This window comes from Mucilaginibacter sp. NFR10 (assembly GCF_900100445.1).
Classification (GTDB): Bacteria; Bacteroidota; Bacteroidia; order Sphingobacteriales; family Sphingobacteriaceae; genus Mucilaginibacter; species Mucilaginibacter rubeus.
The window spans coordinates 799,289-814,190 of record NZ_FMTV01000001.1; the positions used below are offsets into that span (position 1 = coordinate 799,289).

Below are 14,902 nucleotides of genomic sequence, written 5' to 3' on the forward strand. Positions count from 1 at the left end.
TCATATTATGAAATTTAACTTTAAAAAATACAGGGTAGGTGGTTTGTTACTTATCCTTGCTGCTGCTACAGGCAGTGGTTGCAAGAAATATCTTGATGAAAAAAATAAAAGCAACTTTGTTAAGGATAATTATTTTGTCAGTTCAAACCAGGCTTTAACCTTTGTAAACGGTTTGTACAACGTAATGTATTTTTTTCAAAATGGAGATGCTTATGGTGAAAGTCCTTTTATTACATTGGAGTTGTTTGCCGGCCATGCCACTTCGTTAGGACAGAGCGTAAACAATGGTAACGTGATCCATCAGCGTACCGATGCAGTTAATCCTGGTTTTGAAACAGTATGGTATAACTGTTACAAGGGGATTGCCAATGCAAACCTTGCCATTGAAAAGATCCCCGGCATATCACCAATGGATGATGGCTTAAAAAAGAAACTGATAGGTGAAGCTTACTTTTTCAGGGCATTTTATTACTACCACCTGGTACGTTTATATGGTGATGTTCCGCTGATTACCGCGTCGCAAACAGTGAGCAGCCCTGATCTGTATCCTTCACGTACACCTGTGGCCGATGTTTATAAACAAATCATCAGCGATTTGCAGGCAGCCGAAGAATCAGGTATGCCGAATACTGATGCAAGCGGTCGCGTTTCATTGGGGGCTGTTAAAACCTTATTGGCCAGCGTTTATTTAACAACAGCAGGCTTCCCGCTAAAACAAACCGAAAACTATGCTAAGGCAGCATCAGAAATTGAGCCTGTTTTAGGCTGGTATTCTTTGTTTCCTGATTATGCATTCCTGCATGATAATGCGCACAAAAATCAGCAGGAATTAATATTCCAGATTAATTACCTGGTAGGCACTCAGACTAATGCTATCCCTCAGTTAACTATTCCGTTTAACCTGTTGGTTGGTGCATATGGAGATCACCTTGGCGCTATGATCCCTACCAATCAGTTTGTGGCAAGTTATGAGGCGGGCGACCTGCGTACACAGGAGCGCCAGTTTTATTTCTCAAGCTATCCTCAATACGGTAACCCAGGCAACATCATTCAGTTTGGTGAACATGCACTTTATAAATATTTCCATGTTGAAAGTGCTGCTCAAAGCGGTCGAAGTGATGAGAACTGGACTTTATTGCGTTTGCCCGAAGCTCAGTTGATCTATGCTGAAGCAACTAACGAGGTGAGCGGGCCAACTGCTGAAGCTTATGCCGCTGTTAATGCTATCCGTGCACGCGCTAAACTTGCGCCATTGAGTAATTTAACCAAAGATACCTTCCGCCAGGCAATCTGGAGGGAGCGCTACCATGAACTCGCTTATGAAAATAAGGCATACTTTGATATGCAGCGTACCCATATGGCCTACCTGCCGCAATCAAACACTTTTGCCGACCCTACCGCTTCGCAAACAGAGCAGGGCGTAACCTTTAAAACTCAATATTACCTGTGGCCTATACCACAGCGTGAAATCAGCACTAACAGTAAATTAACCCAAAATCCGGGTTGGTAATTGTATAATGCAAATAATACACTTAAAAGACTGGCTATATCAAGCCAGTCTTTTATATTTACGGCTTGGTAAAACGTTTCATCAAAAATCAAATATTTAAACAATGAAAAAAGCCCTGGTACTTATCACATCAGTGTTGTTGGCGTCCGGTACTTTTGCTCAGCAGGTAAATAAGGTTACCGATCCTGTTGAATACATCAATCCGTTGATGGGTACCGACTCGCACTACGACCTTTCAAATGGTAACACTTATCCCGCTATTGCCCTTCCCTGGGGGATGAATTTCTGGACACCGCAAACCGGTGTTATGGGCGACGGATGGGCGTATACTTACGATGCGCACAAGATCCGCGGTTTTAAACAAACCCACCAGCCATCACCATGGATGAACGACTACGGGCAGTTTGCCATTATGCCGGTCACCAAACATGCAGTAGTAGGCCAAAATAAAAGGGCAAGCTGGTTCTCGCACAAAGCCGAAACTGCCAAACCATACTATTACAGTGTGTACCTGGCCGATCATGATGTAACTACCGAAATTACTCCAACTGAGCGTTCGGCACAGTTCAGGTTTACTTATCCTAAAACTGATAGCTCCTTTATCGTTATTGACGCACTGAACAAAGGCTCATACGTAAAGATCATGCCCGATCAAAAGAAGATTGTAGGCTATTCAACCAAATATGCGCGCGGCCCGCTTAAAAACTTTAAAAACTATTTTGTTATTTATGTGGATAAGCCAATCACCTATGCACATACTTTCGGCGATACTACGCAAGCTGATGGCCTGGAGCTAAAAGCTGAACATGCAAGCGCTCTGATAGGTTTTAAAACTACGCAAGGCGAAAAAGTTCATTTGCGCGTAGCTTCATCATTCATCAGCATTGAACAGGCCGAGTTGAACCTGGAGCGTGAGCAGGGTAAAGACAGCTTTGATGTAACTTGTCAAAAGGCAAAAGCTGTTTGGAACAAAACCCTAAACCACCTGCAGATTGAAGGCGGCTCTGTTGATCAGATGCGTACCTTTTACTCATGCTTTTACCGCATGGTATTTTTCCCGAACAAATTGTATGAGATAGATAAGGATAACAAGATTGTGCACTATAGCGCATCGACAGGTAAAGTATTCCCGGGTTATAAATTTGCCGGTACCGGCTTTTGGGATACCTTCCGGGCGCTGTATCCCTTCCTGAACCTGGTTTATCCATCCATCAATAAAGAAATGCAGGAAGGCCTCATCAATGATTATAAAGAAGGTGGTTGGTTGCCTGAGTGGTCGAGCCCGGGGTATTCTGCGGTGATGATCGGTAATAATTCGGCTTCGGTGGTTTCTGAGGCTTATTTGAAAGGTTTACGCGGGTATGATATCAGTACTTTGTGGGAAGCTTTGGTGCACGGCGCAAATAATGCCGGTCCGCAGGCTACAGGCAGAGAGGGAGTTGAGTACTATAACAAATTGGGTTACGTGCCTTACGATGTTAAGATCAATGAAAACGCAGCCCGTACTTTAGAGTACGCATATGATGATTTTGCGATTTATAAATTAGGCAAGGCACTGGGCAAACCCGAATCAGAGATTGGCATTTATAAAAAACGTGCCATGAACTATAAAAACCTGTTCGATCCGGAAACAAAACTGATGCGTGGTAAAAACCAGGATGGTACTTTTGAAAAACCATTCAGCCCGTTTAAATGGGGTGATGCCTTCACCGAAGGTAATAGCTGGCATTACAGTTGGAGCGTTTTCCAGGATATGCAGGGCCTGATTGATTTAATGGGCGGACGTCAGAAATTTATTACCAAGCTGGATTCGGTATTTAGCATGCCACCGGTGTTTGACGATAGCTATTACGGCGAGACCATTCATGAGATCCGCGAAATGCAGATCATGAATATGGGGCAATACGCCCACGGCAACCAGCCTATTCAACATATGATTTACTTGTACAATTATGCAGGTGAACCATGGAAAACCCAGTTCCATGTGCGTGATGCTATGGCGAAGTTATACAAAGCTACTCCGGATGGTTATTGTGGCGATGAGGACAATGGCCAAACATCGGCATGGTATGTGTTCTCGGCTATGGGCTTTTACCCGGTAACTCCGGCCAGTGATCAGTACGTTTTGGGTACACCACTGTTCAAGAAAATTACGCTAAATCTTGAGAATGGTAAAAAGGTAGTGATCAATGCAGCTAACAACAGTCCGGCTAATAAATATATCAATACGTTAAACGTTAACGGCAAGCCATATGATTTAACCTGGTTAAGCCATTCGGAACTTAAAAAAGGAGCGGTACTTAACTTTAATATGGCTCCTCAGCCTAATAAGGCAAGAGGCGTGAAGGTAAGTGATGTTCCATATTCGTTGAGTACGGAGTAGCCCCCTAACCCCTGAAGGGGGAACAATGGTGGATATTTTAATAACAACCAAGGCGAGGTAAATCCTCGCCTTGGTTGTTAAACGGCTACTGCCGCGGGCTTTCAGCCCGTGGTGAACCATCGTGTCAGCTTTCAGCTGACGTAAAAACAAAATCCGAAATCGAAAATCCCAATTCCGAAATCAAGAATTAATGCCATTCTTCCCGGTACACAAATTTGGGCATTTGCCAGTTATATTTAATAGAAAGTAAACGTAATGCAAGACCAATAATACAAGCTATTACAATTGCCACTCCATTGGGGGCACCCATATGTTCGAGACCTAAATAGCATGCCCCAGTTACAATGGATGCACTGGCGTAAACCTCCTTACGGAACAGCAAAGGTACTTCATTACACAAAACATCGCGAAGCACACCACCTGCACAGCCAGTTATCATGCCGCTTAGCAAAATGATAAGCCATGGCAGATCAATCTGCTCAGCTATCTGGCAGCCTATAATAGTAAATACTACCAATCCCAAAGCATCCAGGTAAAGAAACAGCGTTTTCATTTTGGTCATGAGGCGTGCGATGATGGCGGCCAATATCGCTGCTGCTGCGGTAATCACTAAATATTCGGGATGTTCGACCCAGCTCATGGGGTAATGATTAAACAATATGTTGCGAACGGTGCCGCCGCCTAAAGCTGTAACCCAGGCTATGATACAAACACCAACCCAATCCATATCCCGGCGCCCGGCTGATAATGCCGCTGTCATTGCTTCGGCAATAATGGCTATAATGTAGAGAATGTGAAGCATACAGGTAGTGAAGGGTTTATTTATACGCCAATATAATAAACCTTTATTGAATATGCTATAGTTCTCCCTTAGCGGGGGGCGGTTTCATCCAGTCCTTTCCTTCCGTAAAGCGGGCTACCAGCATGGCAGCAGCCGTATCGCCGGTTGCATTCAACAATGTGGCCATTGGGTCAACCAGCGTACCAATAATAATGGCAGGAGGGAGCGCTTCGGGCGGAAAACCATAGGCCGAAATAAAAAGCAGCTCACCAATATAACCGCCATTGGGTATACCGCCTTCAACCAGGCTTACTAAAACTGTCATAGCAAGGGCTATGATTATAGTTTCAGCGTTGTCAAAGCTTTTACCAAACAGCGCGAAAACTACAGCCATTTTTACTATTGACGAAATGCTTGAACCATCTTTGTGCAAAGTGCCACCAAGCGGAATGGTAATATTGGCAATAGCATCAGAGATGCCCATTTTTTTTGCGGCATCCAAATTTGCCGGTATGGTGGCAATGCTGCTGCAAGTTCCTACTGCTGTAGCCGATGGTATAATATTATTTTTCCAGTATCGCTTAAACGCGCTAACGCCACCTGCGATAAAAGCATACAGACTGAATATCGCAAGGTAATAAAAAGCACCTACTCCATAATATAAAGCCATTGATCGGGCATAACCGCCAAATAATTGCGGACCGAACACACCAACCTGGTAAGCAAAATAAGCACCCAAACCAATTGGGCCAATCCTCATAATGAGGCTGAATATATTTTTGAACACCTCATTGCCGCTGTGTAAAAAAGCTGCAAATGCTTTGCCTTTTTCGCCTGCATGCAGTGTAGCAAAGCCGGTGATCACGGCAAAAATGATCATGGCCAGCATGCTTTTGCGGGATAACAGCTGGTAAAATTCGCTGGTGGTAAAAAGGCTGGTTAGCTGATCGCCAAAAGGTTTTTTGGTGATGGTTTCGGTAATGGGGCTGGCCACCAGGTGCTGATGGATTGGGAAGATCCAAATAGCTATAATGGTAACCATAGCAGCTACTAAAACAGTCGACACAAATACCAGTGAAGTAACGCCCAGCAGTTTCCCCAGCCTTTGTGAGCTGTCTAATGCAGCAATAGCCGATGCTATGGCAAAGAAAACCAGCGGCACAACGGCAGTGAACAGCAGGTTCAGGAAAATATCACCGATGGGTTTGAGCACGGCTACTTTGTCGCCTAAAACAGCTCCGGCGATACTGCCAATGATAATGCCTGTTATTAATAGGATGATGCCTTTGTAGTTTTTAAACCAGCTGTTCATTGTGCTAAGATAATTAATTTGTGCAGCGCAGAGGCATGGTAATATGTCTTCGCGGTTTTGAATTTTGCTAATATCAGTATCCCTCAAATTAATATATTAGCGCCTATTATAAATACTGAATGCAAGTAGAACAAGCCGGGGACTTTATCCTCGACAAAATAAAGAAAGAACTCCCCGAACATTTTCATTACCATAATGCTGATCATGCGCTTGATGTTTATACTGCTGCAAAACAAATTGCGACGGGTGAGGGGATAATCGAAGACGAATTGGAGCTATTACTTACGGCCGTTTACTATCATGATTCAGGTTTTTTGTTCGGCCAGGTGAATCACGAGGCTGGTTCATGCAAAAATGCTAGGCAATATCTGCCTGATTTTGGTTATACGAGTGACGAAATTGAGCAGGTTTGCGATATTATTATGGCAACCAAAATGCCGCAAAACCCTCACAATCATTTAGGCCAGATAATTTGTGATGCTGATTTAGATTATTTGGGCCGAAATGATTTTTTTATCCTTAGTAAAAGGTTATTTTCGGAACTTGTAATTACAGATCACCTTGAATCGGAATTGGAGTGGGACAGGCAGCAGGTGAAGTTCCTGCAAAGCCATCATTACTTCACCCAAACAGCACTCAGGCTCAGGGCTGAAGGTAAAAACGAGCATTTGAAAATTATCACAAAAAAAATTTAAATACTGCTATTAATGACACAACCGGGTTTAAAAATTGAAGAAATTTTGAAAGACGTAGTCACAGTAATTATCGGCATTTTATTCTGTGGGTTCGCCCTAAAAGGTTTTTTAGTACCTAACAGTTTCTTTGATGGCGGGGTAACCGGTATTTCTCTTCTTCTTCACGAGCTGTATCATTTCAACATAGCTTATGTAATCATCATAGCCAACATCCCTTTTATTATCATGGGCATGTTCCAGGTTAATAAATCATTTGCACTAAAAACGCTTGCTTGTGTAATTGGACTTGGCTTATGTTTACAATTTATAGAATACCCAGTAATAACTCAGGATAAACTATTGGTGTCTATTTTTGGTGGCGTATTTATGGGCCTGGGCGTGGGGCTATCCATTCGTGGAGGGTGCGCGTTGGATGGTATCGAGATATTAGCTTTATACACCTTAAAACGCAGTAGTTTCACCATTAGCGAAATTATTTTAGGTATCAATATTATTATTTTCCTGATAGCAGCCGTTGAGTTGGGTTTACAAACAGCATTATATTCTATTTTAACTTATTACACTGCATCACGAACAATAACGTTTGTAATAGACGGATTAGAGGAGTATACGGCTGTAAATATCATTTCGGGCCAAAGTGAGATTATTAAAGAAAGACTGGTTATGGAACTCGGTCGCGGGATCACCATTTACAAAGGTGAACGTGGCTTTATGAAAGAAAGTTTTGATGTTCATCAACCGGTTGATATCATCTTTACGGTAGTAACCCGTTTGGAAGTACGCAGGTTAAAAAACCTCGTACATGGCATTGACCCAAAGGCATTCGTTTTTACAAGTAGTATTAAAGAAGCCGCAGGCGGAGTGTTGAAGAAGAAGGTAAGGGATCATTAATTGGAAGTTCTAAGTATTTAGTTTCAAGTCATAAGTCGTTTACCGCGAAAAACAGCAATGCCATCCCAAAAGGATGGCATTGCTGTTAAATAACAAAGCTGCTTCGGGTTTAGCGGAGCGTAACCCGGAGTGGGCATTACTTAAGCTTCCAGTTTAAGCGCAAAAGATTAGAACACCAACAACGGCCAATTCTTGCCATGTGTTCGTTATCTATAGTTTAAGTGATGGGATGGATGAAGTTGGAAACTTCAATGATGCTACACGGGTTACACTATGCTAAACCCGCGGTAGTTATTTTTATTAATCAATCACCTCGTAAATCTCAACCGGCTTTAATTTATTCTTCAAACTTACTTCGCCAATTTTAGTAAGGGCGAAAGAGCCTTTTGCCTGCTCATAAACATCGGCGCTTACAATGATCTGGTTGGCTTGTGCCACGGTTTGGAGGCGCTGGGCCAGGTTAACCGCATCGCCAATTACTGTATAATCGAGCCGCTTTAATGTGGCCGAACCAATATTGCCTGAGATCATCTCGCCCGAATTGATACCGATAGAAACAGAAGGCTTGAAAGTTTTATCACCCGCCTGGATTTCATCGGCCTCGTGCATTTTATCGCGAACAGCGAGGGCTGCGTCAATAGCGCGGTCAAGGTGATATTCACCGCGGAAAACGGCCATTACGGCATCACCCATAAACTTATCAATATGACCGTTTTGGGCAATGATCTCCTGTACCATTACATCAAAGTACTTATTGATCATACCTACAACCGTATTGGCGGCAACATGCTCGGTTATGGCGGTAAAGCCGCAGATATCAATAAATAGCACAGTTGCCTCGATAGTTTCATTACTCAAAAGGCTGTTCTCAAACTCCTTATGGGTCATGAAGTTAAGTACATTTTCATCCACATACATCCGCAGGATATTGTTCTCCTTAATGGCCTGCATGGTTTTCTTAAGTTCGATAACGTGTTGTAAAGTTTTCTCAATAGTAATGTCAAGATCTTCGAAGTTTACCGGCTTACAAACAAAATCAAATGCGCCGCGGTTCATGGCCGTGCGGATATTATCCATATCGCTATATGCAGAAACCATCACTGCTTTTAATATAGGATTAGCATCGGGCAGTTTGGTAAGCAGGGTTAGTCCATCCATTTCCGGCATATTGATGTCGCTTAAAACTACATCAATATCGGGGTGGGAGGCCAGTTGAGTTAATGCTTCAAAACCATTTTGGGCAAATACAAATTCATACACGCCTTCCCGTATCTTTTTCCTGAATTTTTGCCTGATCAGTAATTCCAGGTCCTGCTCGTCATCTACTACCAGTATCTTGGCCATTATTGTTCTAAGTGTTTAAGTTTGTCTTTTAAGTTGCTAAAATCAAGCGGCTTGGTTAAAAAGTCGTCGGCTCCAAGTTCCATTGATTGTTTATAGTTTTCATCATCGCCGTAAGCGGTGATCATCATCACTACCGGCGGTGGTTTTTCGTAATGCTGCCTGATGTTGCGCAATAGTTCAAGTCCGCTCATACCCGGCATATTGATATCAGATAAAATTAGTATGACCTGCGAGTGGTGGTCTTCCAAAAAATGAAGGGCCTCTTCACCTGATAGTGCGAAGTTGAACTCTATCCCGCCGCTTTTGATCTCTTTCCGGAAACGTTGTAAAAACAAGGGTTGAACATCGGCCTCGTCGTCAACAACAAGTATTTTCATAGTACTTCAAAGTTAAATTTTTGTGTGGTTTTATTAGTGGTTAAACGCAAAAATTACCCGCGTTTAACTTTGGGCAACATTGCCAACAGGGATGCAAATTACAAACCGCGCAAATTCGCCTTCGGCCGTTTCAACCTTAAGTTCGCCACCATGCCCTTTAGTGATAATATCATAACTCATGGAAAGACCAAGCCCGGTGCCCTGCCCGGTAGGCTTGGTGGTAAAAAAGGGCTGGTAAATTTTATCCAGAACCTTTTGAGGGATGCCCGTACCATTATCTTCCACCGTAATTTGCACCATATTAACACCCGATGGCGATTTTACCTTTTTGGTATTAACTGTTACGGTTGGTTCGTACCCTTCTCCCAAAATCCGTTTCTTTTCGGTTACCGAGTAAAACGAATTGTTAAACAGGTTAAGCAGTACGCGGCCCAAATCCTGCGGAATAGCTTCTATTTTACCCAGATCAGGATCAAAACTGGTTTTCATGCCTGCATTAAATGATTTATCCTTGGCACGCAGACCGTGATAGCTCAGCCGGAGGTATTCATCTGCAAGCGCATTGATATCTGTGGGCTCCTTTTTACCCGTTGTAGCACGCGAATGCTGCAGCATCCCTTTGACAATGGCATCAGCACGCTTGCCGTGCTGGTTTATTTTACTTAGGTTTTGGGTAATGTCGTTAATAATATCGCCGGCATCTTCCTTTACGTCGTCGGGCAGTTTATCAAGTACCTCGTCCTTTAGCTCCTCAAGCAGTTCGATACTTACTTCGCTAAAATTGTTTACAAAGTTCAGCGGGTTCTGAATTTCATGGGCAATACCGGCGGTGAGTTCACCCAGTGAGGCCATTTTTTCCGATTGGATCAGCTGCGCCTGAGTGCTTTTAAGTTCGGACAGGGCTTGCTGTAATTCTTCTGTTTGGCGGGTAAGTTCGGCTGTGCGCTCACGAACTTCGCTTTCAAGGTTTACCTTCATGGCTGCCATCATGCGGTTCTGCTCCTGCTCGGCAAAGCGTTGTTTGCGTTCATTTTCAAGTGCTTTGGTTTGTTTGCGGCTGATGAGCCAAAGCGAAAATGCCCAGATAAGCGAGAACATTACCAGGCTTTGTATCAGGTTATCGTGGTTTTCGTAAAAATTAGGGAACCATTTTTCTAATACATCTTGTATCAAGCCGGCAATTGCATAAGGGATCAATGCGAAGGCAAGTTGTTTGCCCGATTTCAAATCTTCGATATAATAGGGTGATATGACAACCCCTAAAAAGAACAGATGTGATATTATCGTGGTCAGCCTTTCTCCATGATCAAAACTTACACCGAATATGAAGATTGCTATAGCAATATAATAGCCTATGTTAAGGTATTTGTTCCACTTGGTTAGCAGCCCGTCATTCTTCAGGTGCCTCCTGAATTGAGTGATCACAAATACGGCAAGGAAAGGTTCTAAACTCATGAAGGTTGTTTTACTTCTTTTATAAATGCGAAGCCGAAATTTAACAATTTTATAGAGATTATTAAACTATGCCTGTAATTTATCAAGAGTAACAGATTAAACAATCTATTTTAATTGCTTTGGTGTTTTATCCCGCATTTATAAAGCAACCTTAAAGCTGTATAAAACGTAGTTAATAATGAAACCAGTGATGAACCTGGTTTTAATTGTTTTATCATCCTCTTGAAGCAAGTTTTAAAAAGTATTCTGCTCATCCTTAGTCAATCTGAAAAGCGGAGGCTTGCCAGGTTAATCATTGTGGACATTATTGTCGCCCTTTTGGATGTTGCTTTTTTAGCAATGCTGTTGCTAATGGTTAATTTTTATACACAGCAAGGCATAAGGACTAACTATAATTTTTTATCGGCCAGTTTTGTCGATAATAAATCGCTGTGGCTTATCGGGATCTTCCTTGTGCTTTTCGCGATAAAAAATTGCATCGGGTTCTTTGCCCAAAACGCGCAGCATCATTTTTTTTACCAGGTAGCTTCGAGATTATCCGAACGTAATATCCGAACATACCTTGATGCAGGTTTTGATCAGTTCATCCACATCGATTCATCAGTACATACCCGGCGAATCAGCCAGCAACCTATCGAATTTAGCCATTATATGCTCACTAATTTTCAGCTAATAATATCACAAACTGTATTGATCCTTTTTACTATTGGGGCTATTATGTTCTATCACCCGGCCTTGTTTGTTTTGTTGTTTGTGTTGCTGCTGCCGCCTGTTGCGGCTTTGGGTTGGTTCATTAAAACCAGGCTAAAATTTATCAGGGGGCAGATCAAAATCGTGAGTGAAAAAACGCTACAGCATTTAAACGAATCCTTATCAGGTTACGTGGAGAGCAATATTTATCAAAAAAATGATTTCTTCAGTCGCCGGTTTTTTAGCTACCAACAGCAGCTTAATCAAAATATAGCTTCACAGCAAACCTGGCAAAACCTGCCTTCACGATTGATGGAAGTATTTGCCGTTCTGGGTTTTTTTATCCTCATCGCTGTAAATAAACTAACGGGCGATACTCCGGTGGTTAGTATTCTGACTATCGGCATTTTTGTGGCGGCAGCATATAAGATCATCCCAGGTATTGTAAAGATACTGAACAGCAGCGGGCAAATGAAGACCTATGAATTTATCCTGGCCGATTTGATCATTGAAGAAGATGATAAACCACAGGTTAATGAGGTTGTTGACGAACAGATTTGGTCATTGAAACTTGAAAAAGTAAGTTTCAGTTATCCGGACAAAACTGTTTTGGATGAGCTTTACCTTGAGATAACTCCCGGTGATATTATGGGCATTTCGGGGAATTCAGGCAGGGGGAAAACTACTATCATTAACCTGTTAACCGGTTTTTTGGAGCCGGCCGAAGGGGGCATTTATATAAACAATAAAATTGCTGCCGCGCCAATGCGCCGGCTTTACCGTAAAAACATCTCCCTGGTTAAACAACAACCGTTTCTTATATATGATACTATCCTAAAGAACATCATACTTGACGATAAAACTGCCGATGAGCAAAAGTTGACCAGTGTACTGGAGTTTTGCGGCTTAGATAAGCTGGTTGCGGAGTACCCAGAAGGCACAGCTAAAGTTATTACCGAAAACGGCAAAAACATCAGCGGCGGTCAGCGCCAAAGGATCATGCTGGCCCGGGCGCTTTATCATAATCATGATCTGTTAATTTTAGATGAGCCGTTTAGCGAAATGGATGCGGATGCGGAAAATGAATTGTTAACCAAATTGCAGCAACTGGTCCGGCAGGGAAAAATGATCATCCTGATCACCCATAACAAGGCCAGCCTGGCTATCTGTAATAAAGTGATCTCGCCCAATGGATGATAACCGTAAAAAAGCATTGCTTATCCTGAGCCCCGGGTTCCCCGAAAGCGAAGCCGATACTACCTGTTTACCGCCTCAACAGGTTTTTGTACGGGCATTAAAAGCCGAAAATCCGGAATTGCATATCACTGTGCTAAGTTTTCAATATCCTTTTTTCGCTGCCGAATATGATTGGCATGGTGTACGGGTGATCAGTTTTGGAGGAAGAAGCCGTGGTAAATTATTCAGGCTGAATATTTGGCTAAAAGTATGGCGAGCTTTAGGGCTTTTAAGCAAGGAATACCAAATAATGGGCTTGCTAAGCTTTTGGCTTGGCGAATGTGCTTTGGTTGGTCATTATTTTGCCTGGATAAAAAATATTAAGCACCGTTGCTGGATGCTGGGGCAGGATGCTAAAGCCGGGAACAAATATGCTAAGTGGATAAAGCCAAAAGGAGAGGAACTGATAGCGCTGTCGGATTTTATTGTACGTGAGTTCGCTAAAAATTACCAGGTAAGACCACTGAATGTTATCCCGGTGGGAATAGATACTTCATTATTTGCTGATTTATCTGCCGGAAAAGACATTCATATTTCAGGGGTAGGGTCGCTTATTCCCTTGAAACGGTTTCACCTGTTTATTGAAGCTGTTGCCATGCTGAAGCAATATTACCCGGATATAAAAACGGTGATATGCGGCGATGGCCCGGAAAAGGAAAAATTATTAAAACAGATTAAATCAAAGCAACTTGAAAGTAACATAACCATTGCGGGCGAACTACCGCATCATGAAGTGCTTAAAATGATGCAGCGCTCAAGAGTGTTATTTCACCCTTCGGAATATGAAGGCTTCGGCGCTGTTTGCCTTGAAGCCCTGTATGCGGGAGCTGAAGTAGTAAGTTTTGTTAAACCGATGGATAATAGTATTACCAACTGGCATATTGTAAACGATATGGAAGAAGTCGGGCAAACTATCCGTTGGGTTTTGGATAAACCGGATTTGGTGAGGAAAAATGTATTGGTTTATGAGATCAGGGATAATGTAAGGAAGATGATGGAGGTGTTTGAACAATAGATTGGATTTGCGACTGCTAAAAGCAAGCAGTGCTTAAAGACTTTGCACTATCCCCTCAACCCTCTCGGCAATAGCCTCAAACGATAAGTTTTGATTATAATATTCAATGGATAATCTCCGCTTTTCTGCAACATTCATTTGTGTGGTTTGCAGGAGCGCAGCAAGCAATGCAGCTTCATTTCCCGGCTCATACAATACGCCGCATTCCCCATTGTTAGTGATCATCCTGAACGAAAGGATGTCTGTAACCAACGGCACGCATCCGCATGACATGGCCTCGCAAATAGCGGTACCGCTACCTTCATAATGTGAGCCGGAGAGGATGAAATCGGCACTGTTGTACCAGTATAATAAATCGGCGTGTGGTACTTCGCCAATTAATTCAATAGCTTCTATATTTGGTGATGAGTTTAATAAGTCGTTGATCTTCGGCAGTAACTCTTCGGTATGGTAGATCATAAAGAGCTTTGCCCCGGGCGAACTTTCGGCGAATTTCAAAAAGGCTCTCACTACATTTAACGGGTCTTTATTTTCGTTTAAGCGGCCTATCCATAAAAACACCGGTTTGCCTTTTGCACCCGTTTGGGAGTTGGCTTCCAGGCGGCTTATAGGATAAAAAACAGAGGAAACCTCCATTACCTCATGTATTTTACCGGGCGATTTGAGGTTGCCGGCGGCAATCCATTCCATCCCCATATCATGCGATGCAAACAAGTTGGCGTTAACCAACCGGTCGGCTGCCCGCTGAAGTATTTTTTTTATACCAGTAAAAGGTTTTTCAGCATGATTTTGTACAATGACCTTTACTTTGCGGCCAAGCATAAGCCGTAGCTGGATAACCTGCAAGGGGAAAAGCAAACCATGTACTATTACCACGTCGGGTTTCAGGCTTTTAATATACAAATGCAAAGCCCATGGAAAATATTTGAGCGCTGCTTTTGGGTATCTTCTGAAATGATAGTTAACGCCATTTTGTGTCAATTCACCTTCGTAATTAATTTGTTCAATGCTGATCACCTCGTTGCTTCTGGCAAGGGCATCTAATATGCCGGTATACATGTTAATGCGCTTTAACCAGGCCTGTGGCTGGTTAAACTCTTTGGTGTACACATAACTGGCAAAAACGTATCTCATTTAAAAAGCATCAATGGAGGCAAAAGCAAACGCTATTTTTATTTAGCGGTATCAAGGTCTTTATCCAGGCCCAAAACGT

12 protein-coding genes are annotated in these 14,902 nt (G+C 42.7%); 6 read left to right on the forward strand and 6 right to left on the reverse strand.

From position 1 onward, the window contains the following. Positions 1-7: 7 nt before the first annotated feature. Positions 8-1,510, forward strand: a complete 1,503-nt coding sequence (locus tag BLP33_RS03435) for a RagB/SusD family nutrient uptake outer membrane protein (RefSeq protein WP_090526187.1) — start codon at positions 8-10, stop codon at positions 1,508-1,510. A 103-nt stretch (positions 1,511-1,613) separates the two neighbouring features. Continuing rightward, positions 1,614-3,893: a GH92 family glycosyl hydrolase gene (locus BLP33_RS03440; protein ID WP_090524887.1), complete on the forward strand. Its 2,280-nt coding sequence runs from the start codon at positions 1,614-1,616 to the stop codon at positions 3,891-3,893. A 187-nt stretch (positions 3,894-4,080) separates the two neighbouring features. On the opposite strand, the gene BLP33_RS03445 is transcribed toward BLP33_RS03440, so the two are convergent. Both BLP33_RS03445 and BLP33_RS03450 read right to left on the reverse strand, forming a co-directional pair. Further along, positions 4,081-4,695 carry a trimeric intracellular cation channel family protein gene (locus BLP33_RS03445; RefSeq protein ID WP_090524888.1) on the reverse strand — a complete coding sequence of 205 codons (615 nt, stop codon included), beginning with the start codon at positions 4,693-4,695 and terminating at the stop codon, positions 4,081-4,083. A 55-nt stretch (positions 4,696-4,750) separates the two neighbouring features. After that, positions 4,751-5,986 carry a dicarboxylate/amino acid:cation symporter gene (locus tag BLP33_RS03450; protein WP_090524890.1) on the reverse strand — a complete coding sequence of 412 codons (1,236 nt, stop codon included), beginning with the start codon at positions 5,984-5,986 and terminating at the stop codon, positions 4,751-4,753. Positions 5,987-6,105: 119 nt separating this feature from the next. On the opposite strand from BLP33_RS03450, the gene BLP33_RS03455 reads away from it, so the two are divergent. Together BLP33_RS03455 and BLP33_RS03460 are read left to right on the forward strand one after the other, a co-directional pair. Further along, the gene (locus BLP33_RS03455) at positions 6,106-6,681 is read left to right on the forward strand and encodes an HD domain-containing protein (RefSeq protein WP_090524892.1); all 576 of its coding nucleotides are present in this window, start codon (positions 6,106-6,108) and stop codon (positions 6,679-6,681) included. Positions 6,682-6,693: 12 nt separating this feature from the next. After that, on the forward strand, positions 6,694-7,572 hold the full coding sequence (locus BLP33_RS03460; protein ID WP_090524894.1) for a YitT family protein: 879 nt from the start codon (positions 6,694-6,696) through the stop codon (positions 7,570-7,572). 300 nt (positions 7,573-7,872) lie between these two features. On the opposite strand, the gene BLP33_RS03465 is transcribed toward BLP33_RS03460, so the two are convergent. From BLP33_RS03465 to BLP33_RS03475, 3 genes are all read right to left on the reverse strand, one after another. Next, a complete protein-coding gene (locus tag BLP33_RS03465; protein ID WP_175489916.1) occupies positions 7,873-8,916 on the reverse strand; it encodes an adenylate/guanylate cyclase domain-containing protein in 1,044 nt (347 codons plus the stop codon). After that, positions 8,916-9,293 carry a response regulator gene (locus tag BLP33_RS03470; protein ID WP_090524899.1) on the reverse strand — a complete coding sequence of 126 codons (378 nt, stop codon included), beginning with the start codon at positions 9,291-9,293 and terminating at the stop codon, positions 8,916-8,918. Before BLP33_RS03470 ends, BLP33_RS03465 begins: the two co-directional genes overlap by 1 nt. 63 nt (positions 9,294-9,356) lie before the next feature. After that, on the reverse strand, positions 9,357-10,748 hold the full coding sequence (locus BLP33_RS03475; protein ID WP_090524901.1) for a sensor histidine kinase: 1,392 nt from the start codon (positions 10,746-10,748) through the stop codon (positions 9,357-9,359). Between the two features lie 297 nt (positions 10,749-11,045). Here BLP33_RS03475 and BLP33_RS03480 point away from each other — a divergent pair, with 297 nt between their 5' ends. Beyond that, positions 11,046-12,635: an ATP-binding cassette domain-containing protein gene (locus tag BLP33_RS03480; RefSeq protein ID WP_139159917.1), complete on the forward strand. Its 1,590-nt coding sequence runs from the start codon at positions 11,046-11,048 to the stop codon at positions 12,633-12,635. Then, positions 12,628-13,689 carry a glycosyltransferase gene (locus BLP33_RS03485; protein WP_090524906.1) on the forward strand — a complete coding sequence of 354 codons (1,062 nt, stop codon included), beginning with the start codon at positions 12,628-12,630 and terminating at the stop codon, positions 13,687-13,689. Before BLP33_RS03480 ends, BLP33_RS03485 begins: the two co-directional genes overlap by 8 nt. A 33-nt stretch (positions 13,690-13,722) precedes the next feature. Here the strand turns inward: BLP33_RS03485 and BLP33_RS03490 are convergent, their stop codons facing one another. Then, a complete protein-coding gene (locus BLP33_RS03490) occupies positions 13,723-14,823 on the reverse strand; it encodes a glycosyltransferase family 4 protein (protein ID WP_090524908.1) in 1,101 nt (366 codons plus the stop codon). Positions 14,824-14,902: the final 79 nt, after the last annotated feature.